Raw genomic sequence first — 21002 nt, 5'->3', positions numbered from 1 at the left:
GCTTGACCCGGCCAGTCCACTGTCATACGTCAGCGCCCGGAGCGTCCCCATACGCCTCCGGGCACATGCCGAAACCCCCCAGTAGACCCTCTCGGATGCGGGCGGGGAAGCCCCTTGCGCGGCTGCCCCGTACCATAGGACATAGCCGTGGCGCGTCCGCCCGGCGGGCGTAAGAGGAATTGACGCCGCATCCCACGATCCGAGAGAAGCGCAAGCACCCATGCCCACGCGCCACGACATCCGTAACGTCGCCATCGTCGCCCACGTCGACCATGGCAAGACGACCATCGTCGACGCCATGCTCAAGCAGGCCGGTGCCTTCGCCGCCCACCAGCAGCTCGACGACCGCATGATGGACTCGAACGACCTGGAGCGTGAGAAGGGCATCACGATCCTCGCCAAGAACACGGCGGTGAAGTATCACCCCAAGGACGGCGGGGCCCCGATCACGATCAACATCATCGACACCCCCGGTCACGCCGACTTCGGTGGCGAGGTCGAGCGCGGTCTGTCGATGGTGGACGCGGTCGTCCTCCTCGTGGACGCCTCCGAGGGTCCGCTCCCGCAGACCCGCTTCGTGCTGCGCAAGGCGCTCCAGCAGCGCAAGCCGGTCATCCTCTGCATCAACAAGACGGACCGCCCGGACTCCCGGATCGACGAGGTCGTCAACGAGACCTACGACCTCTTCCTCGACCTGGACGCGGACGAGGACCAGATCGAGTTCCCGATCGTCTACGCCTGCGGCCGTGACGGCATCGCCTCGCTGACCAAGCCGGAGAACGGCACGGTCCCCGCGGACAGCGACAACCTGGAGCCGTTCTTCAGCGCCATCCTGGAGCACGTCCCGGCCCCCGTGTACGACGAGGAGGCCCCGCTCCAGGCCCACGTCACCAACCTGGACGCCGACAACTTCCTCGGCCGCATCGCGCTCCTCCGCGTCGAGCAGGGCGAGCTGCGCAAGGGCCAGACGGTCGCGTGGATCAAGCGGGACGGCACGATCTCCAACGTCCGCATCACCGAGCTGATGATGACCGAGGCGCTCACCCGCAAGCCGGCCGAGGTCGCGGGCCCCGGTGACATCTGCGCCGTCGCCGGTATCCCCGACATCATGATCGGCGAGACCCTGGCCGACCCGGAGAACCCGATCGCGCTCCCGCTGATCACGGTCGACCAGCCGGCCATCTCCATGACCATCGGCACCAACACCTCGCCGCTCGTCGGCCGCGGTGGCACGGGCAAGGGCGCGGACGCCAAGGCCGCGGTCAAGAACCGCAAGGTCACCGCCCGCCAGGTCAAGGACCGTCTGGACCGCGAGCTGATCGGTAACGTCTCGCTCCGCGTCCTCGACACCGAGCGCCCGGACGCCTGGGAGGTCCAGGGCCGTGGTGAGCTCGCGCTCGCCATCCTGGTCGAGCAGATGCGCCGCGAGGGCTTCGAGCTCACCATCGGCAAGCCGCAGGTCGTCACCAAGGAGGTCGACGGCAAGACGCACGAGCCCGTCGAGCGCCTCACGGTCGACGTCCCCGAGGAGCACATGGGCGCGGTCACGCAGCTCATGGGCGTCCGCAAGGGCCGCATGGACAACATGTCGAACCACGGCTCCGGCTGGGTCCGCATGGAGTTCGTCGTCCCGTCCCGTGGCCTCATCGGCTTCCGTACGGAGTTCCTGACCAACACCCGTGGCACGGGCATCGCCCACTCGATCCACGAGGGTCACGAGCCCTGGTTCGGCACGCTGACGACCCGCAACAACGGTTCGCTGGTCGCCGACCGCGCCGGCGCCGTCACCGCCTTCGCGATGACCAACCTCCAGGAGCGCGGCGTCCTGTTCACCGACCCCGGCACCGAGGTGTACGAGGGCATGATCGTCGGCGAGAACTCCCGCTCCGACGACATGGACGTGAACATCACCAAGGAGAAGAAGCTCACCAACATGCGCTCCTCCTCGGCCGACTCCTTCGAGGCGATCGTCCCGCCGCGGAAGCTCTCCCTGGAGCAGTCCCTGGAGTTCTGCCGCGACGACGAGTGCGTCGAGGTGACCCCGGAGGCCGTGCGCATCCGCAAGGTCATCCTGGACCAGAACGCCCGTGGTCGTGCGTCTTCCCGCGCCAAGAACGGCTGAGTAAGGTCGCATACGGCCGAGAGCGGCGGGGTAGGTCACCGACCTGTGATCTTCGCCGCTCCCGACTGACATAGCGTCAGCGCCAGAGCCCGGACCCCCACAGACACCTGTGGGGGTCCGGGCTTTTCGTCAAGTCGAGTCAACTCGATTTCGCTGCCCGAGTGTCCGCATATCGACCCTCGCTCTCCGGTACGTGTGTTAACGGTCCGTTTCGGGGGTGTCTGTCTGTGCTCAGTTTGTCCGGATTTCGGTATCCGGACCCTTGGTGATGTTGTCAAAACGAGACCACTTAAGTGTGGTTTACAGCCCGGACGTACTTAATAGTTGGCTCCATTGAGCTCGGGTCAATGGGTCACGCACTGTGGGGAGTGCCGACTCACGAGCACACTCGGGGCACTTGAGTCCGAAGCCGTCAGGGGTGTCGGCTGAACTCGGAGTGCCCCTCTTGTAGTGACAAAAGTGGACTCATGAGGAGGAACCCATGCGCGGTGCCAAGAGCGCCAAGTGGGTAACGGGCGCGATCATCGTCGCCCTTGCTGCGACCGCCTGTGGCGGGGGTAAGAGCGACAGCGGCGACGCCAAGGGCGCTGTTGACCCGAACGGAATCTTCTCCGTCGAGCTGGGCGAGCCGGAGAAGCCCCTGCTCACCGGTGACACGATGGAGTCCAACGGCTCCGCCGTCATGGCCGGCCTGTTCTCGACCCTGGTCGACTACAAGGCCGACGGCTCGCTCGAGATGATCAACGCCGAGTCGGTCACCACGACGGACTCGAAGACCTGGACCGTCAAGCTCAAGCCGGGCTGGACCTTCCACGACGGCACCGCGGTGACCTCGAAGTCCTACGTGGACGCGTGGAACTGGAACGCCAGCCTGAAGAACGCCCAGGGCCTCGCTTCCTGGTTCGCGGACATCAAGGGCTACGACAAGGTCCACCCGGACGCCGAGGGCGCCAAGCAGACCGCCGACAAGCTCGAGGGTCTCAAGGTCGTCGACGAGAACACCTTCACCATCGAGCTGTCGAAGGCTGTTCCGTACTTCGGTCACAAGCTGGCCTACATCGTCTTCGCGCCGATGGCCGAGTCCTTCTACAAGGACCCGACCGCGGGCGGCCTGAAGCCGGTCGGCAACGGTCCCTACAAGTTCAAGGCCTGGGACCGCAAGAAGAAGATCGAGATCGTCCGCTACGACGGCTACAAGGGCCCGAACAAGGCGAAGAACGGCGGTGTGGTCTTCAAGAACTACACCACCCTCGAGGCCGCGTACGAGGACCTGAAGTCGGGCAACGTCGACGTCCTGCGTCAGATCGCGCCGAAGGACCTCCCGGTCTACCGTCAGGACCTCGGCGACCGCGCCGTGGACCAGGCGTACTCCGCCGTCCAGACCATCGCCGTGGCCTTCTACTCGGACCAGTGGAAGAAGCCGAAGCAGGTCGACCCCCGCGTCATCCAGGGTCTGTCCATGGCGATCGACCGTGCCACCATCACCAAGACGGTGCTGCAGGGTACGCGTGAGCCCGCGACCGGCTGGGTCGCCAAGGGTGTCCTGGGCTTCCAGGAGGACGGTGGCGCCGGCGTCACCAAGTTCGACCCGGCGAAGGCCAAGGAGCTCATCAAGGCCGGCGGCGGCGTCCCCGGCAACAAGATCTCCATCCAGTTCAACGCCGACGGTGGCCACAAGGAGTGGGTGGACGCGGTCTGCAACTCCATCACCCAGGCCACGACCGTCCAGTGTGTCGGCGACGGCAAGCCGGACTTCCAGGCCGACCTGACCGCTCGTAAGACGAAGCAGGTCAAGTCGCTCTACCGCTCCGGCTGGGTGCTCGACTACCCGGTGAACGCCAACTTCATCTCGGACCTGTTCCGCACGGGTGCGGCCGGCAACCAGGGCGACTTCTCCAACAAGGAGCTGGACGCCAAGATCGCCAAGGCTGACTCCGCGGCTACGCTGGACGAGTCGGTGAAGCAGTTCCAGGCCATCGAGAAGGACCTGGTCAACTACATGCCGTCCATCCCGCTCTGGTACTACAAGGTCAACGCGGGCTACTCCGAGAAGGTTTCGGGCGTGGCTTACGGTCAGGACGGCGACCCGATCCTGACCGGCGTCGAGGTCAAGAAGTAATCAACCGAGCGTAGTCCGCACGCCGTCACGGGACTGACGGATCGTCAGTCCCGTCTCGGTGCCTTACGCAGTGGCTGGGGGGCCCTTCCACGACACAGCCGTACCCGGATCCGGGTACCGGTGTGCCATGGGAGGGCCCGTCGGTTGCCGCTGTCACATCTCAACGGAGGCATGATGGGGCGTTATGTCGCACGACGACTGCTCCAGATGATCCCGGTATTCATCGGGACGACCCTGCTGATCTTCCTCATGGTGCGCAGCCTGCCCGGTGACCCCGTGCTGGCCATGTTCGGCGACAAGGGCGCCGACCCGGCGACGCTCGCCGCGAAGCGCCATGAGCTGGGCCTCGACCGGCCCCAGTGGGTGCAGTACGTGACATATATGTGGGACATGATCTGGCACCAGGACTTCGGTACCCAGATCCGTAACGGACGACCGGTCACGGAAGTGCTCGGCGACGCGTTCCCCATCACTCTCCAGCTCGCGGCGCTCGCGTTCGCCATCGAGCTGATCTTCGGCATCGGCCTGGGCATCATCGGTGGTCTGCGCGCCGGCCGTCTGGCCGACAACGCGATCCTGATCTTCACCCTGCTGATCATCTCGATCCCGGTCTTCGTTCTCGGCTACATCATCAAGATGGTGTTCGCCTTCAACCTGGAGTGGATCGCGCCGAACGTGAGTACCGAACCGGTGCTCAGCGAGATGATCGCTCCGGCCATTGTGCTCGGCGGTCTCTCCCTCGCCTATGTGGCGCGCCTCACCCGTACGTCCATGGCGGAGAACCTGCGCGCGGACTACATGCGCACGGCCGTCGCCAAGGGCCTGCCGCGACGCCGCGTCATCGGCGTCCACCTGATGCGCAACTCGATGATCCCCGTGGTCACCTTCCTCGGCACCGACATCGGCGCCCTCATGGGCGGCGCGGTCGTCACCGAGGCGATCTTCAACATCAAGGGAGTCGGTGGCGTCATCGCCGAGTCGATCTCCCGGCGCGAAGGTTCGACCCTGGTGGGCCTCGTCACCATCCTGGTGATCGTCTACCTCGTCACCAGCCTGCTCATCGACCTGCTGTACGCGGTCCTGGACCCGAGGATCCGGTATGCCTGACGTGACCAAGACCGCCACCGCAGTCGAGGACGCCGTCGCCACCCCCTCGGTGGACGCGTCCGCTCCGGCGGCCAAGGCGGAGAAGGCCCGCAGCCTCTGGGGCGACGCCTGGGCCGACCTGCGCCGCAACCCGTACTTCATCGTCTCCTCGGTGCTGATCGCGCTGCTGCTGCTGATCTCGGCGTGGCCGACCCTCTTCACCAGCGCGTCCCCGACCGCCGGTGACCTGGTCCACCACTTCCTGAGCAAGCCCGAGCTGGGCAGCATCGGCTCCCCCGAGTGGCTGGGCTACGACCAGCAGGGCCGCTCCGTCTACGCCCGACTGATCCACGGCACCCGTGCCTCGATCATCGTCGGCATCTGCGTCACCGCGATCGTCACCATCGTCGGCGGCATCATGGGCATGATCTCCGGCTACTTCGGCGGCTGGATCGACGCGGTCCTGTCCCGCGTGACCGACGTCTTCTTCGGCATCCCGTTCCTGCTCGGCGCCATGGTCGTCCTGCAGGCCTTCGTCGAGCGGACCGTCTGGGTCGTCGTCTTCGCCCTCGCGTTCCTCGGCTGGACCCAGATCACCCGCGTCATGCGCGGTGCCGTGATCACGGTCAAGCAGGCCGACTACGTCCACGCGGCCAAGGCCCTCGGCGCCGGCACGACCCGGATCCTCTTCCGGCACATCCTGCCCAACGCCATGGCCCCCGTGATCGTCGTCGCGACCATCGCGCTCGGCGGCTACATCTCGGCCGAGGCCACCCTGTCGTTCCTCGGCCTGGGCCTCGCCGCCCCGACCGTCTCGTGGGGTGTCGACATCTCCGCGGGTGTCGCCCAGATCCGAGTGGCCCCGCACGTCCTGCTCTGGCCCTCGATCATGCTGAGCCTCACCGTTCTGGCGTTCATCATGCTCGGCGAAGCCGTCCGCAACGCCCTCGACCCCAAGCTGCGCTGAGGAGGGCGTAAAAGATGAGCATCATCGACCAGACCGCGACCGTCCCCGCACCGCGCGGCGGCTCCGACCACAACGGTCCCCTGCTCGAAGTCCGGGACCTGCACGTCGAGTTCCACACCCGTGACGGTGTGGCCAAGGCGGTCAACGGCGTCAACTACTCGGTGAACGCCGGCGAGACCCTCGCCGTCCTCGGCGAGTCCGGCTCCGGCAAGTCCGTCACCGCCCAGGCCATCATGGGCATCCTCGACATGCCGCCGGGCAAGATCCCGCAGGGCGAGATCCTGTTCCGCGGCGAGGACATGCTGAAGATGTCCGAGGAGGAGCGGCGGAAGATCCGCGGCCGGAAGATCGCGATGATCTTCCAGGACGCGCTGTCCTCCCTCAACCCGGTCCTCTCCGTCGGCTACCAGCTCGGCGAGATGTTCCGCGTGCACCAGGGCCTGTCCAAGAAGGACGCCAAGGTCAAGGCCATCGAGCTGATGGACAAGGTCAAGATCCCCGCCGCCAAGGCGCGGGTCAGCGACTACCCCCACCAGTTCTCCGGCGGTATGCGCCAGCGCATCATGATCGCCATGGCGCTCGCCCTGGAGCCGGACCTGATCATCGCCGACGAGCCCACCACGGCTCTCGACGTGACCGTCCAGGCCCAGGTCATGGACCTCCTCGCGGAGCTCCAGCAGGAATACAACATGGGCCTGATCCTGATCACCCACGACCTCGGCGTCGTCGCCGACGTCGCGGACAAGATCGCCGTGATGTACGCCGGCCGCATCGTCGAGCAGGCCCCGGTCCACGAGCTGTACGCGCGCCCCGCGCACCCGTACACCCGAGGCCTCCTGGACTCGATCCCGCGCCTGGACCAGAAGGGCCAGGAGCTCTACGCGATCAAGGGCCTGCCGCCCAACCTGCTCAAGGTGCCCACCGGCTGCGCCTTCAACCCGCGCTGCCCCAAGGCCGACGACATCTGCCGTACGGAGATCCCGGCCCTGGCGCCGGTCACCGAGCAGAACGGCGCGGACCTCCCGGGCCGCAAGAGCGCCTGCCACTTCTGGAAGGAGACGATCCATGGCTGACCTCAGCAAGAACGACGAGGCCGTGGCCGCCATGGAGGCCCCCGTGGGCCGCGGCGAGCCGATCCTCCAGGTGCGCAACCTGCAGAAGCACTTCCCGCTGACGCAGGGCATCCTCTTCAAGAAGCAGGTCGGCGCGGTCAAGGCCGTGGACGGGGTCTCCTTCGACCTCTACCAGGGCGAGACCCTCGGCATCGTGGGCGAGTCCGGCTGTGGCAAGTCCACGGTCGCCAAGCTCCTGATGAACCTGGAGCGGGCCACCGCCGGCGAGGTCTTCTACAAGGGCCAGGACATCACCAAGCTGTCCGGGCGCGCGCTGAAGGCCGTCCGCCGCAACATCCAGATGGTGTTCCAGGACCCGTACACCTCGCTCAACCCGCGTATGACGGTCGGTGACATCATCGGCGAGCCGTACGACATCCACCCCGAGGTGGCCCCGAAGGGCGACCGGCGCCGCAAGGTGCAGGAGCTCCTGGACGTCGTCGGTCTCAACCCCGAGTACATCAACCGCTACCCGCACCAGTTCTCCGGCGGTCAGCGCCAGCGCATCGGCATCGCCCGCGGCCTCGCGCTCAACCCGGAGATCATCATCTGCGACGAGCCGGTCTCGGCCCTGGACGTCTCCGTCCAGGCCCAGGTCATCAACCTGATGGGGAAGCTGCAGGAGGAGTTCAACCTCTCCTACCTCTTCATCGCGCACGACCTGTCGATCGTCCGGCACATCTCGGACCGCGTCGGCGTCATGTACCTCGGCAAGATGGCCGAGATCGGTACGGACGAGCAGATCTACGAGCACCCGACGCACCCGTACACGCAGGCGCTGCTCTCCGCGGTGCCGGTGCCGGACCCGGAGGCCCGCGCGCACCGCGAGCGGATCATCCTCACCGGTGACGTCCCCTCGCCGGCCAACCCGCCGTCGGGCTGCAGCTTCCGCACCCGCTGCTGGAAGGCGCAGGAGCGCTGCTCCCAGGAGGTCCCGCTCCTCGCGGTCCCGGCCCGCTTCCAGGGCCAGGACACCCCGGCCGCCCACTTCTCGGCGTGCCACTTCGCCGAGGAGAAGCAGGTCGTCCCGGTGCACTGACGCACCGAAAGCCCGCAAGGCCCCCGCCACCCGCAAGGGTGCCGGGGGCCTTGCGCGTTCCCGGGGGAGCGCCGTACGCGCGTGGCGTCCCGGGGGAGGGGCGTGCGGGCGTCCCGTTCCCGTCCCGCGTCCCCCGGCCCGTCCCGTGCGACCGACGGGAAGCCGCCCCCCGCCCCGGGGTTCCCACCTCGGCCTTCGACGCCGGCCCGCGCCGCCGCCCCCGCCCCGGGACGGGTCCCGGGCGGCGGGACACCGGGGGAGGCCCGCCGGGACTGGCAGCGTGTGCCGCGGCGCAGCCCACCGAGCTGACCGGAGCCCACCACCCAGGACAGGGAGCCCCTGTGAACGCCCTCACCCGCAGATTCGCCACGATCGGTTCGGCCCTCGCGATGGCCGCGTCGAGCCTCCTCCTCGCCTCCTCGCCGGCGTCGGCCGCCACCTCCTGCTACGCCGCCAGCTGCGAGGGCCTGGACCCGGCGACGACGATCTGCCAGAACGACGCGAGGACCGTGGCGACGACCTACTACCCCGGCGGGATCGAGCTGCGCTACAGCCCCACCTGCCGTACGGCCTGGGCCCGTTACAACGGCACCCTCGACTACCCCTTCACCTTCATGGTGGAGCGCGAGAACGCGGACGGTTCCTACTCGCCGCACTACTCGGCGTACTACCGGGGCAACGGGGCCGGCGTCTGGACGCGGATGGTCAACGACGCGGGCTACACGGCGAGGGCCTGCGGCTACCCCACCGGTGGCTACAGCTGCAGCCGCGCGTACTAGACGCCGGAAGGAGCACTTCACGTGAACGCCCTCACCCGCAAGCTCGCGACCACCGCCTCGGCCCTCGCCCTCGCCGCGTCCGGACTGCTCCTCACCTCGTCGCCGGCGTCGGCCGCGACCTCCTGCAACGGGCCCGACTGCACCGGCAGGGACCCGAGCACGACCGTCTGCCAGAACGACGCCCGCACGGTCGCCAGGACGAGCCTGGGCACCGAGCTGCGCTACAGCCCCACCTGCCGGGCAGCCTGGGCACGCCAGAGCGGCGGTACGTCGATGACCGTCCGGGTCGAGGGCAACACCGGCCTGGAGCAGGCCGTTCACCACTCCGGCAGCGGCACCGTGTGGACCCCGATGATCGACGACCGGGGCGTCATCGCCCGGGCCTGCGGTCACGTCATGGGATTCGAGCGGTCGTTGTGCACGACCTGGTTCTAGACCCCGCAGAAGGAGCACCGTCGCATGAACACCCTCACCCGCAAGCTCGCCACCGCAGGCTCGGCGCTGGCCATGGCCGCGAGCGGCCTGCTGTTCGCCTCGTCGCCCGCCTCGGCCGCCACGTCCTGCTACGCGGCGTCCTGCCACGGCCTCGACCCGGCGACGACGATCTGCCAGAACGACGCCCGGACGGTGCTGTGGGACCGCTCGGGCCGCGTCGAACTGCGGTACAGCCCGCAGTGCCGTACCGCCTGGGCCCGACAGGGTTTCGGTCCGGCGGGCCGGATCACGGTCAACAACTCCCAGGGAGCCGTCTTCGCGGCGGACTACTCCGGCGGAAACCCCGCGTGGACCCGGATGGTGAACGACAAGGACATCGCCGCCTGGGCCTGCGGGACGTGGAACACCGGCGAGTTCGGCTGCACGAACCGGTACTGAGCCCTCATCACCTCCATCCCGGGAGTTCTCATGCGCACCTCCGTCGCCTCCCGACTGGGCGCGTTCGCCTCGGCGTCGGTGCTCGCCGCGACCGCTCTGATCTCCGCCGCGTCCCCGGCCTCCGCCGCCACCTCCTGCTACGCGTCGACGTGCCAGGGCAAGGACCCGGCCCTGACCGTCTGCCAGAACGACGCCCGTACCGTCGCCACCTCCGGCTGGGGCCTCCTGGAGCTGCGCTACAGCCCGACCTGCCGTGCCGCGTGGGCGCGCTTCAAGAACGACACGCCGTACGCCCTGTCCATCACGGTGCAGCGCAACGACGGCAAGGGGTCCTACTCCGCGCAGTACCGCGGCGACGGAACACCCGTCTGGACCGCGATGGTCAACGACAAGGACCTCCTGGCCCGGGCCTGCGAGCACTGGGACGACGGCCGGTCCGACTGCACGGACTGGTACTAGGGCGTGTGGCGAAAGTCCCGCCTGCCCGACGGCGTCTGGCACGCACGCTCGCCGCGTTGTCGGGGTCACCCCGATACATCCAGTATCGGGGTGACCCTCCGCCTTGCGATCGCACGCACCAGACGCCTTCGGGCCCGCCCTTCGGGCGGCCGGCGCTACTTTCGCAACACGCCCTAGACCCGGTCCGCCCGGCACACCCCCCCCCATCCGCCACCTCACTGTCCGATCCCCAGGAGACACCCCGTCATGAACTCATGGAAGTCCCCCACCCGAACGCTCGCCACCGTCGGTTCGGCCGTCGCGATGGCCGCGTCGAGCCTGCTCCTCGCCTCGTCGCCGGCCTCCGCCGCCACCTCCTGCTACGCCTCGTCGTGCCAGGGCCTGGACCCCGCGACGACGATCTGCCAGAACGACGCGAAGACCGTGGCCTACGGCTGGTTCCACGCGCAGGAGTTGCGCTACAGCCCCACCTGCCGAGCGGCGTGGACGCGCTACAAGACGACGGACAGCGAGCCCATCACCGTGGCCGTGCGGCGCGAGGACGGCAGCGCGACCTACACGACGCACTACGCCGGCAACGGCGCCACCGTCTGGACCCGCATGGTCAACGACAAGGACGTCCTGTCCAGGGCCTGCGTCTTCACGCTGGACGGCACCAATCGCTACGACTGCTCCGACCCGTACTAGGGCGTGTGGCGAAAGTCCCGCCTGCCCGAAGGCGTCTGGCACGCACGCTCGCCGCGTTGTCGGGGTCACCCCGATACATCCAGTATCGGGGTGACCCTCCGCCTTGCGATCGCACGCACCAGACGCCTTCGGGCCCGCCCTTCGGGCGGCCGGCGCTACTTTCGCAACACGCTTTAGGAGAGCGTCCCCCATGCGCGTTTCCCGGACCCTGACCCGCAGGCCGGCCACCGTCGGTTCGGCCCTGGCGCTCGCCGCGTCGAGCCTGCTCCTCGCCTCGTCGCCCGCCTCCGCCGCCACCTCCTGCTACGCGAGCAGCTGCACCGGGCTCGACCCCGCCACCACCGTCTGCCAGAGCGACGCCCGCACGGTGCGCACCGCCGACTGGGGCGTCGAGCTGCGCTACAGCCCGAGCTGCCGGGCCGCCTGGGCCCGTAAGACCTCCGGCGGCTCCCTCGACACGGAGATCTGGGTGCACAACTCCCAGGGGGCCTCGCGGGGGGTTTATTACGGCGGCAACGGGACGGCGTACACGGCGATGGTCAACGACAAGGACATCCTCGCCTGGGCGTGCGAGGTGCGCGCCTACGAGACCCTCCAGACCCGCTGCACCGGAAGCTACTAAGGACGAGCGCCCATGACCACGGTCACCGGACCGAATCCCCGTCGTCGCACCCTTCTCACCGGCGCCTTCGCCCTCGGCGCCGCGACCGTCCTGCCCGTCGGCCTCGCCGGCCGGGCCGGGGCGGCCACCGCCGCGGTCCCCGCGATCGCCGACTGCGCGGCCTGGGGCGCCCGCCCGGCGAGCAGCCCGCTGAAGATCCTCCCCACCCCGCCGGTCAAGATCATCGTTCACCACACGGCGACCCCCAACGTCACCGACCTCTCCCAGGAGCAGGCCTTCCGGCTCGCCCGCTCCATGCAGAACTGGGCCATGGACGACCGGGGTTGGATCGACACCGGCCAGCACTTCTCCATCAGCCGAGGGGCGTACGTCACCGAAGGCCGCCACAGCAGCCTCGCCGAGCTCCAGCGCGGCACCCGGACCGTCGAGGCCGCGCACTGCACCGGACAGAACACCGTCGCCATCGGCATCGAGAACGAGGGCACCTACACTTCCGTCGACCCGCGCGGCGCGCAGTACTCGGCCCTCGTCGAACTCTGCGCCCACATCTGCCGCCAGTACGGGCTGCGGGCCTACCAGATCTACGGCCACCGGGACTTCAACGCCACCGAATGCCCCGGCGACCGCCTCTACGCCCTGCTGCCGCAGCTGCGCCGGGACGTCGCCGCGCGGATCGGCGGCGACCCGACGGCACCGCTCTGGCCGCTGGTGCGCGGCGGCGACACCGGCGACCGGGTACGGGCGCTCCAGCACCTGCTCGCCGGACGGGGCGCGGCACTCACCGCCGACGGCTCGTTCGGACCGGCCACCGAGAAGGCGGTGCGCGACTTCCAGACCCTGACGCACGCGACCGCCGACGGGCTGGCCGGCAACCAGACCTGGCACCAACTCGTCGCCCCCGTACGGCGGGACGCCTCGGGCGAGGCCGTCAGGGCCGTACAGGTCCTGCTCGCCGCGCGCGGCGTGCCCACCACGGTCGACGGCCTCTTCGGCGCCGGCACCCAGACCGCCGTCACCACCTTCCAGTCGGGCGCCGGCCTGCCCGCCGACGGCCTCGTCGACGCCCGCACCTTCGGCCGCCTGCTCGGCTGAGCAGGAGCACCGGCCCCGGACTTCCCACCCCACAGGAGGAGCACCCAGCCATGCCCTCGCACACCCTGCCCACCACCCGCTGGGCGGTGCTCGTCGCCGCCGTCGTCGCCCTGCTCGTCGGACTGGTCTCCCCGGCCCAGGCCCTGGTCGGGGCCTTCGCCCCGACCCAGAGCAAGGGCAACCGGGGCTCGGACGTCGTCGCCCTCCAGTACCTGCTCAACGCCCAGGGCGCCGGACTCACCGCCGACGGCGTCTTCGGCGCCGGCACCGACACGGCGGTCCGCTCCTTCCAGACCGCGAAGGGCCTGGACACCGACGGCATCGTCGGCCCCCACACCTGGAAGGCGCTCACCCCGACCGTGCGGGAGGGCAGCCAGGGCGAGGCGGTGAAGGCCGTCCAGTACCTGCTCAACGCCAAGCGCGGTGCCGGCCTCGCCGTCGACGGGGCCTTCGGCGCCGGCACCGCCTCGGCCGTCCGGACCTTCCAGAGCCACGAGGGCCTGAGCGCGGACGGCGTCGTCGGCCCGGGCACGTGGACGGAGCTGCTCTGGCACTACGAGTATGTCGACTACAACGCCGGCACGCTCTGCAACCAGAGCCCGGACGGCAACACCTCCGCCGACTGGGGGACCGCCGCGGCCGTCGCCCAGCTGGAGGCCGCCGCCCGCTCCTTCTCCGCCCTCGGCCGGGGCAGGGTCCCGGTCGGCGACGTGAGCTTCGAGCACGGCGGCACCATCAGCGGCCACGCCAGCCACCAGGTCGGGCTCGACGCCGACCTCTGGCCCGTCCGCACCGACGCGGCCCAGTGCGGCGGCTCCCGGATCACCTGGCAGTCCGCAGCCTACGACCGCGGCGCGACCCGCGAGCTGGTCAAGGCCCTGCGCGCGGCGGCCCCCGGGCACGTGAAGTTCGTCTACTTCAACGACCCCCAGCTGATCGCGGAGGGGCTGACCGTCCAGTACCCCAACCACGACAACCACCTGCACGTCCGGTACTGCGAGCCGGTCCACCCCAACTCCTCCTACCAGTGCTGACGGCTGCCGTCCCGGCGACCACGACCCCGAGGAACACCACGATGAGAAGAATCCCGGGCCTGGCGGCCACCCTGCTCGCCACCCTGATGGCCGCGCTGACGGCCGGACTGCTCTCTGCCGCCCCCGCCCTCGCCGCCGACTGGCCCCTCGTCCGCAACGGCGACTCCGGCGTCCAGGTGACGACCGTCCAGCACCTGCTGACCGCCCACGGCCAGGGCACCACCGCCGACGGCGCCTTCGGCCCCGGCACAGAGTCCAAGGTGAAGAGCTTCCAGAGCGCCAACGGCCTCTCCCCGGTGGACGGCATCGTCGGTGCCGACACCTGGTCCAAGCTGATCGTCACCGTCCGCAAGGGCGACAACGGCTCCGCGGTCAAGGCCGTGCAGACGCAGCTCAACCGGTACGGGGCGGGCCTCACCGTCGACGGAGCCTTCGGCGACGGCACCGACGGCAAGGTCAAGGGCTTCCAGAGCTCCAAGGGCCTCGACGCGGACGGCATCGTCGGCCCCGACACCTGGCGGGCCCTGGTCACCGGCTCCTCCGGCGGCAGCGGCGGCAGCAGCGGCCTGCTGACCCACTCCGAGGCGGCCTCGATCTTCACCTCGGCCGGCATCACCTGGACCTCCTCCGGCAACTGCTCCAACCGCAACAGCACCAGCTGCACCTCGTTCGACGGCCTGCGCCGCGCCTCCGCCGACGGCGCCGTCGCCCTGCGCAGGGCGAGCAACTGCGCCCTGACGATCACGGGCGGTACGGAGACCGGGCACGCGAGCGGCACGTACAGCCACTGGAACGGCTACAAGCTGGACTTCAGCCCCGGCACCTGCCTGAGCAACTACGTCACCGGCACCTTCCCGCGGACCGGGACCCGTGCCGACGGCGCGGCGCTCTACACGGCCCCCTCGGGCAACGTCTACGCCCGTGAGAGCAACCACTGGGACGTCACCTTCATGAACTGAGCGGCACCGGAGACGGCGGCCGGCCATGGCACCCCCTGTCATGGCCGGCCGCCGTCGTCCCCGCCACCGTCGTCCCCGCCACTCGCGTCCCCGCCGTCCTCGTCCGCGTCCTCGCCGTCGCACCGATGGGTGCAGAGAACATGCACGCCTCCTGAATACGGGTCATATTGAGCCCTAAGTCACACTTAGGGACATATGGGAGGCACTCCATGCGTGGAGCCACGCACGCCAAGTGGGCCGCTCTGGCCACCGCGGTCGCCCTTGCGGCGACCGCCTGCGGCGGCGGAGACGACAGCGGCGGCGGAGGCGGAGGGGCCGACGGCATCGTGACCTCCTCGTGGGGAGACCCGCAGAACCCCCTGGAGCCCGCCAACACCAACGAGGTGCAGGGCGGCAAGGTCCTCTCCATGATCTTCCGGGGGCTCAAGCAGTACGACCCGAAGACCGGCGAGGCCAAGGACATGCTCGCCGAGAAGATCGAGACGACCGACTCGATCAACTTCACCATCACGGTCAAGGACGGCTGGACCTTCTCCAACGGCGAGAAGGTGACCGCCAAGTCCTTCGTCGACGCGTGGAACTACGGCGCCGATCTGAAGAACAACCAGAAGAACGCCTACTTCTTCGGCCAGATCGAGGGCTACGACAAGGTCCACCCCGACAAGGGCGAGCCGTCCGCCACGTCCATGTCCGGCCTCAAGGTCACCGGCCCCCAGACCTTCACGGTCAAGCTCACGCAGAAGTTCTCCACCTGGCCCATCACCCTGGGCTACGCCGCGTTCTCACCGCTTCCCCAGGCGTTCTTCGACGACCGCGCCGCCTGGCTCTCGAAGCCCATCGGCAACGGTCCGTACACCGTCGACTCCTACACCAAGGGCTCCGAGATGGCCCTCAAGCGGTGGGACGGCTACCCCGGCACCGACAAGGCCCAGAACGGCGGCATCACCCTCAAGGTCTACACCGACAACAACACCGCCTACACCGACCTGACGGCCGGGAACCTCGACCTCGTCGACGACGTCCCCGCCGCCCAGCTCAAGAACGTCGAGGCCGACCTCGGCGACCGGTACATCAACGTCCCCGCCGGCATCATCCAGACCCTGTCCTTCCCGTTCTACGACCCGGCCTGGAACAAGCCCGGACAGGAGAAGCTCCGCCAGGGCATCTCCATGGCGATCGACCGGAACCAGATCACCGAGACGATCTTCCAGAAGACCCGGACCCCCGCCGTCGACTGGACCTCCCCGGTCCTCGGCGAGGACGGCGGCTTCAAGGACATCTGCGGCGACTTCTGCAAGTACGACGCGGCCGAGGCCAAGAAGCTCGTCACCGAGGGCGGCGGCATCCCCGGTGGCACCATGAAGATCTCGTACAACGCCGACACCGGCTCCCACAAGGAATGGGTCGACGCGGTCTGCAACTCCATCAACCGTGCCCTCGGCAACGACACGGCCTGCGTCGGCAACCCGGTCGGCACCTTCGCCGACTACCGCAACCAGGTCACCACCCAGAAGCTCACGGGCCCGTTCCGCGCCGGCTGGCAGATGGACTACCCGCTCATCCAGAACTTCCTCCAGCCGCTGTACTACACCAACGCCTCGTCCAACGACGGCAAGTACAGCGACCCCGAGTTCGACAAGCTGGTCGACCAGGCCAACGCCGAGTCCGACATCGCCAAGGCCGTCGGGCTCTTCCAGCAGGCCGAGGGCATCCTCCGCGACGACATGGGCGCCGTGCCGCTCTGGTACCAGAACGGCAGCGCCGGCTACTCGGAGCGCGTCTCCAACGTGACCCTGAACCCGTTCAGCGTCCCGGTCTACGACCAGATCAAGGTCAACTGACGCCGTAGGAGGTCGGCGGCGTACGGCCCGGCCAGCGGATCACCACCGCGCCGGGCCGTACGCCTTCCCCCCAGCCCTCCCCGGAGCCACCCCCTCCCCGGAGCCAACCCCCGGAGCACCCCATGGGTCGTTATGTGATCCGGCGACTGCTGCAGATGATCCCGGTCTTCTTCGGCGCCACGCTGCTGATCTTCCTGATGGTGAACGTGATGGGCGACCCCATCGCCGGTCTGTGCGGCGACCGCCAGTGCGACCCGGCGACGGCGGCGCAGCTCGAAAAGGAGTTCGGGCTCGACAAGCCCGTCTGGCAGCAATACCTGACCTACATGGGCAACGTCTTCACCGGCGACTTCGGCACCGCCTTCAACGGCCAGGAAGTCACCGAGCTGATGGCCAACGCCTTCCCGGTCACCATCCGCCTCACCATCGTCGCCATCTTCTTCGAGATCGTCATCGGCATCAGCCTCGGCGTCCTCACCGGCCTCAAGCGCGGCCACCCCGTCGACACCACCGTGCTGCTGCTGACCCTGGTCGTCATCTCCATCCCGACCTTCGTCACCGGCCTCATCCTCCAGCTCCTCCTCGGAGTGGAGTGGGGCTGGATCAAGCCGGCCGTCTCCAGCGACGCACCGATCAACGAACTGATCGTCCCCGGCCTCGTCCTCGCCTCGGTCTCCCTCGCGTACGTCACCCGGCTCACCCGCACCTCGATCGCCGAGAACAAGCGGGCCGACTACGTCCGCACCGCGACCGCCAAGGGCCTGCCCCGCCACCGGGTCATCACCCGCCACCTGCTGCGCAACAGCCTCATCCCCGTGGTGACCTTCATCGGCACCGACGTCGGCGCGCTGATGGGCGGAGCCATCGTCACCGAGCGGATCTTCAACATCCACGGTGTCGGCTACCAGCTCTACCAGGGCATCCTCCGCCAGAACACCCAGACCGTCGTCGGCTTCGTGACCGTCCTCGTCCTGGTCTTCCTGGTGGCGAACCTGCTCGTCGACCTCCTGTACGCCGTCCTTGACCCGAGGATCCGCTATGCCTGAGCAGCCTCAGCCGTTCGACGACGGCCGCGCGATCAACCACACCGGCGCCGGAGGTACGGCCGACCTCGCGATGGACGAGGGCGAGACGCTGGAGAAGACCCCGGGAGGACCCGAGGGCACCGGCCCCGAGAAGAAGCCCCGCTCCCTCTGGTCCGACGCCTGGCACGACCTGCGCCGGAACCCGATCTTCATCATCTCCGGCCTGATCATCGTCTTCCTCGTGGTCATCGCCATCTGGCCGCAGCTCATCGCCAGCGGCAACCCGCTCGACTGCGACCTCTCCAAGGCGCAGGAGGGCTCCCAGCCCGGGCACCCCTTCGGCTTCAACGGCCAGGGCTGCGACGTCTACACCCGTACGGTCTACGGGGCCAGGGCCTCCGTCCAGGTCGGCGTCTTCGCCACCCTCGGCGTGACCCTCCTCGGCTCCGTCCTCGGCGGCCTCGCCGGCTTCTACGGCGGCGCCTGGGACGGCTTCCTCTCCCGCATCACCGACGTCTTCTTCGCCATCCCCGTCGTCCTCGGCGGCCTCGTCCTGCTCTCCGTCGTCAGCAGCAACAGCGTCTGGCCCGTCATCGGCTTCATGGTGCTCCTCGGCTGGCCGCAGCTCTCCCGCATCGCGCGCGGCTCCGTCATCACCGCCAAGCAGAACGACTACGTGCAGGCCGCCCGCGCGCTCGGCGCCTCCAACAACCGGATGCTGCTCCGCCACATCGCGCCCAACGCCCTCGCTCCCGTCATCGTCGTCGCGACCATCGCCCTCGGCACGTACATCTCGCTCGAGGCCACGCTCTCCTTCCTCGGCGTCGGCCTCAAGCCCCCGACCGTCTCCTGGGGCATCGACATCTCCTCGGCCGCCGCCTACGTGCGCAACGCACCGCACATGCTGCTCTGGCCCTCCGGCGCGCTCGCGATCACCGTGCTCGCCTTCATCATGCTCGGCGACGCCGTCCGCGACGCCCTCGACCCGAAGCTGAGGTAGGGACCCATGCTGCTCGAAGTGCGCGACCTGCACGTGGAGTTCCACACCCGGGACGGGGTGGCCAAGGCGGTCAACGGCGTCAACTACTCCGTCGACGCGGGGGAGACCCTCGCCGTCCTCGGCGAGTCCGGCTCCGGCAAGTCCGTCACCGCCCAGGCCGTCATGGGCATCCTCGACATCCCGCCGGGCAAGATCAGCGGCGGCGAGATCCTCTTCCAGGGCCAGGACCTCCTCAAGCTCAAGGAGGAGGAGCGGCGCAAGATCCGCGGCGCCAAGATGGCGATGGTCTTCCAGGACGCGCTGTCCTCGCTCAACCCCGTCGTCAGCGTCGGCGACCAGCTCGGCGAGATGTTCCAGGTCCACAAGGGCATGTCCCGCAAGGACTCCCGGGCCAAGGCCGTCGAGCTGATGGACCGGGTCCGCATCCCCGCCGCCAAGGAACGCGTCGGTCAGTACCCCCACCAGTTCTCCGGCGGCATGCGCCAGCGCATCATGATCGCGATGGCGCTCGCCCTCGAACCCGAGCTGATCATCGCCGACGAACCCACCACCGCCCTCGACGTCACCGTCCAGGCCCAGGTCATGGACCTCCTCGCCGAGCTCCAGCGCGAGCTCAACATGGGGCTCATCCTCATCACCCACGACCTCGGGGTCGTCGCCGACGTCGCCGACAAGATCGCCGTCATGTACGCGGGCAAGATCGTCGAACAGGCCCCCGTCCACGCGATCTACAAGGCCCCCGCCCACCCCTACACCCGGGGCCTCCTCGACTCGATCCCGCGCCTGGACCAGAAGGGCCAGGAGCTCTACGCGATCAAGGGCCTCCCGCCCAACCTCCTCGCCATCCCGCCCGGCTGCGCCTTCAACCCGCGCTGCCCGCTCGCCCGGGACCGGTGCCGCACGGACGTGCCCCCGCTGTACGACGTGACCGAGTCCCCGGTGCCGCGCGCCAGCGCCTGCCACTTCTGGAAGGAGTGCCTCCATGGCTGAGGCGATTCTCGAAGTCCGGGACCTCCACAAGCACTACCCGCTGACCCAGGGCATCCTCTTCAAGAAGCAGGTCGGCGCCGTCAAGGCCGTCGACGGCGTCGACTTCGACCTCGCCGCCGGCGAGACCCTCGGCATCGTCGGCGAGTCCGGCTGCGGCAAGTCCACCGTCGCGAAGATGCTGGTCAACCTGGAGCGGCCGACGTCCGGAGAGATCCGCTACAAGGGCGACGACATCACCAAGCTGTCCCCGCGCGCCCTCAAGGCCGTCCGCCGCAACATCCAGATGGTCTTCCAGGACCCGTACACCTCGCTCAACCCCCGCATGACGGTCGGCGACATCATCGGCGAGCCGTACGAGATCCACCCCGAGGTCGCGCCCAAGGGCGACCGGCGCCGCAAGGTCCAGGACCTCCTGGACGTCGTCGGTCTCAACCCCGAGTACATCAACCGCTATCCGCACCAGTTCTCCGGCGGCCAGCGCCAGCGCATCGGCATCGCCCGCGGCCTCGCGCTCCAGCCCGAGATCATCGTGGCCGACGAACCCGTCTCCGCCCTCGACGTCTCCGTCCAGGCCCAGGTCGTCAACCTCCTGGAGAACCTCCAGTCCGAGTTCTCCCTCTCGTACGTGTTCATCGCCCACGACCTCTCGATCGTGCGGCACATCTCCGACCGGGTCGGCGTCATGTACCTCGGCCGGATCGTCGAGATCGGCACCGACGCCCAGATCTACGACCACCCCACCCACCCGTACACCCAGGCCCTGCTCTCGGCCGTCCCCGTCCCGGACCCGGATGCCCGCGCCCACCGCGAGCGCATCATCCTCACCGGCGACGTCCCCTCCCCGGCCAACATCCCCTCCGGCTGCCGCTTCCGCACCCGCTGCTGGAAGGCCCAGGAACGCTGCACCCTGGAAGTCCCCCTGCTGGCCGTCCCGGCGGTCTTCCGCCTCACGGACAGCCCCGCGAAGCACGACTCGGCCTGCCACTTCGCGGAGGAGAAGCAGGTCGTCCCCCCGGAGACCGGCGAGGAGACCCCCGAGCCCCCCGAGACACCCGATCTCCCCGGGACACCCGAGCCCCCCGAAGCGCCTTAACGCACCGGCAACCGGCCGGACCCGGCTCCGATATACGGACACGGCAGGCTCTTCGACGTACGGCCGTGCGGGTGCCGTGAGCCGGCCGGGGCGCACCGAGTCG

Annotated in this window: 20 protein-coding genes and 1 pseudogene; all 21 read left to right on the top strand. The window is 69.0% G+C overall.

Going from position 1 to position 21002, the window contains the following annotated elements:
• Nucleotides 1-220 precede the first annotated feature (220 nt).
• The 21 genes and pseudogenes from typA (at nt 221) to ACF08F_RS30235 (ending at nt 20899) form a co-directional block, all read left to right on the top strand.
• On the top strand, nt 221-2122 hold the full coding sequence (typA, locus tag ACF08F_RS30335; RefSeq protein ID WP_017239904.1) for a translational GTPase TypA: 1902 nt from the start codon (nt 221-223) through the stop codon (nt 2120-2122).
• Between the two features lie 481 nt (nt 2123-2603).
• On the top strand, nt 2604-4241 hold the full coding sequence (locus tag ACF08F_RS30330; protein WP_392301719.1) for an ABC transporter substrate-binding protein: 1638 nt from the start codon (nt 2604-2606) through the stop codon (nt 4239-4241).
• A 174-nt stretch (nt 4242-4415) separates the two neighbouring features.
• Nucleotides 4416-5348, top strand: coding sequence for an ABC transporter permease (locus tag ACF08F_RS30325; protein WP_392301853.1), 933 nt, complete (start codon nt 4416-4418; stop codon nt 5346-5348).
• The gene (locus ACF08F_RS30320) at nt 5341-6294 is read left to right on the top strand and encodes an ABC transporter permease (RefSeq protein WP_392301718.1); all 954 of its coding nucleotides are present in this window, start codon (nt 5341-5343) and stop codon (nt 6292-6294) included. The genes ACF08F_RS30325 and ACF08F_RS30320 overlap by 8 nt, the downstream gene beginning before the upstream one ends.
• 14 nt (nt 6295-6308) lie before the next feature.
• A complete protein-coding gene (locus ACF08F_RS30315) occupies nt 6309-7367 on the top strand; it encodes an ABC transporter ATP-binding protein (RefSeq protein WP_392301717.1) in 1059 nt (352 codons plus the stop codon).
• Nucleotides 7360-8445, top strand: coding sequence for an ABC transporter ATP-binding protein (locus tag ACF08F_RS30310; RefSeq protein ID WP_392301716.1), 1086 nt, complete (start codon nt 7360-7362; stop codon nt 8443-8445). Before ACF08F_RS30315 ends, ACF08F_RS30310 begins: the two co-directional genes overlap by 8 nt.
• A gap of 341 nt (nt 8446-8786) precedes the next feature.
• The gene (locus ACF08F_RS30305; protein ID WP_392301715.1) at nt 8787-9224 is read left to right on the top strand and encodes a DUF2690 domain-containing protein; all 438 of its coding nucleotides are present in this window, start codon (nt 8787-8789) and stop codon (nt 9222-9224) included.
• Nucleotides 9225-9245: 21 nt separating this feature from the next.
• Nucleotides 9246-9659 carry a DUF2690 domain-containing protein gene (locus ACF08F_RS30300; protein ID WP_392301714.1) on the top strand — a complete coding sequence of 138 codons (414 nt, stop codon included), beginning with the start codon at nt 9246-9248 and terminating at the stop codon, nt 9657-9659.
• Nucleotides 9660-9683: 24 nt separating this feature from the next.
• The gene (locus tag ACF08F_RS30295; protein ID WP_392301713.1) at nt 9684-10097 is read left to right on the top strand and encodes a DUF2690 domain-containing protein; all 414 of its coding nucleotides are present in this window, start codon (nt 9684-9686) and stop codon (nt 10095-10097) included.
• 30 nt (nt 10098-10127) lie between these two features.
• Complete coding sequence (locus tag ACF08F_RS30290) at nt 10128-10556, top strand: DUF2690 domain-containing protein (RefSeq protein ID WP_392301712.1); 429 nt, start codon at nt 10128-10130, stop codon at nt 10554-10556.
• 246 nt (nt 10557-10802) lie between these two features.
• Nucleotides 10803-11243 carry a DUF2690 domain-containing protein gene (locus ACF08F_RS30285; RefSeq protein ID WP_392301711.1) on the top strand — a complete coding sequence of 147 codons (441 nt, stop codon included), beginning with the start codon at nt 10803-10805 and terminating at the stop codon, nt 11241-11243.
• 190 nt (nt 11244-11433) lie between these two features.
• On the top strand, nt 11434-11865 hold the full coding sequence (locus tag ACF08F_RS30280) for a DUF2690 domain-containing protein (RefSeq protein WP_392301710.1): 432 nt from the start codon (nt 11434-11436) through the stop codon (nt 11863-11865).
• Between the two features lie 12 nt (nt 11866-11877).
• The gene (locus tag ACF08F_RS30275) at nt 11878-12957 is read left to right on the top strand and encodes an N-acetylmuramoyl-L-alanine amidase (protein ID WP_392301709.1); all 1080 of its coding nucleotides are present in this window, start codon (nt 11878-11880) and stop codon (nt 12955-12957) included.
• A 50-nt stretch (nt 12958-13007) separates the two neighbouring features.
• Nucleotides 13008-13991: a penicillin-insensitive murein endopeptidase gene (locus ACF08F_RS30270; RefSeq protein WP_392301708.1), complete on the top strand. Its 984-nt coding sequence runs from the start codon at nt 13008-13010 to the stop codon at nt 13989-13991.
• Nucleotides 13992-14032: 41 nt separating this feature from the next.
• Nucleotides 14033-14458: pseudogene (locus ACF08F_RS30265) on the top strand (peptidoglycan-binding protein); the annotation flags it as partial.
• 30 nt (nt 14459-14488) lie between these two features.
• On the top strand, nt 14489-14950 hold the full coding sequence (locus ACF08F_RS30260) for a hypothetical protein (RefSeq protein ID WP_392301852.1): 462 nt from the start codon (nt 14489-14491) through the stop codon (nt 14948-14950).
• Between the two features lie 209 nt (nt 14951-15159).
• Nucleotides 15160-16791, top strand: a complete 1632-nt coding sequence (locus ACF08F_RS30255; RefSeq protein WP_392301707.1) for an ABC transporter substrate-binding protein — start codon at nt 15160-15162, stop codon at nt 16789-16791.
• A 122-nt stretch (nt 16792-16913) separates the two neighbouring features.
• Nucleotides 16914-17837 carry an ABC transporter permease gene (locus ACF08F_RS30250; RefSeq protein WP_392301706.1) on the top strand — a complete coding sequence of 308 codons (924 nt, stop codon included), beginning with the start codon at nt 16914-16916 and terminating at the stop codon, nt 17835-17837.
• Nucleotides 17830-18816 carry an ABC transporter permease gene (locus tag ACF08F_RS30245; RefSeq protein ID WP_392301705.1) on the top strand — a complete coding sequence of 329 codons (987 nt, stop codon included), beginning with the start codon at nt 17830-17832 and terminating at the stop codon, nt 18814-18816. The genes ACF08F_RS30250 and ACF08F_RS30245 overlap by 8 nt, the downstream gene beginning before the upstream one ends.
• Before the next feature lie 6 nt (nt 18817-18822).
• A complete protein-coding gene (locus tag ACF08F_RS30240) occupies nt 18823-19806 on the top strand; it encodes an ABC transporter ATP-binding protein (protein WP_392301704.1) in 984 nt (327 codons plus the stop codon).
• Nucleotides 19799-20899, top strand: coding sequence for an ABC transporter ATP-binding protein (locus tag ACF08F_RS30235; protein ID WP_392301703.1), 1101 nt, complete (start codon nt 19799-19801; stop codon nt 20897-20899). Before ACF08F_RS30240 ends, ACF08F_RS30235 begins: the two co-directional genes overlap by 8 nt.
• Nucleotides 20900-21002 lie beyond the last annotated feature (103 nt).

The sequence above is a fragment of the Streptomyces sp. NPDC015130 genome, assembly GCF_043080005.1.
Lineage (GTDB): Bacteria > Actinomycetota > Actinomycetes > Streptomycetales > Streptomycetaceae > Streptomyces.
Note: the sequence above shows the minus strand (reverse complement) of the source record. Positions and strands in the feature narration are given on the sequence as shown.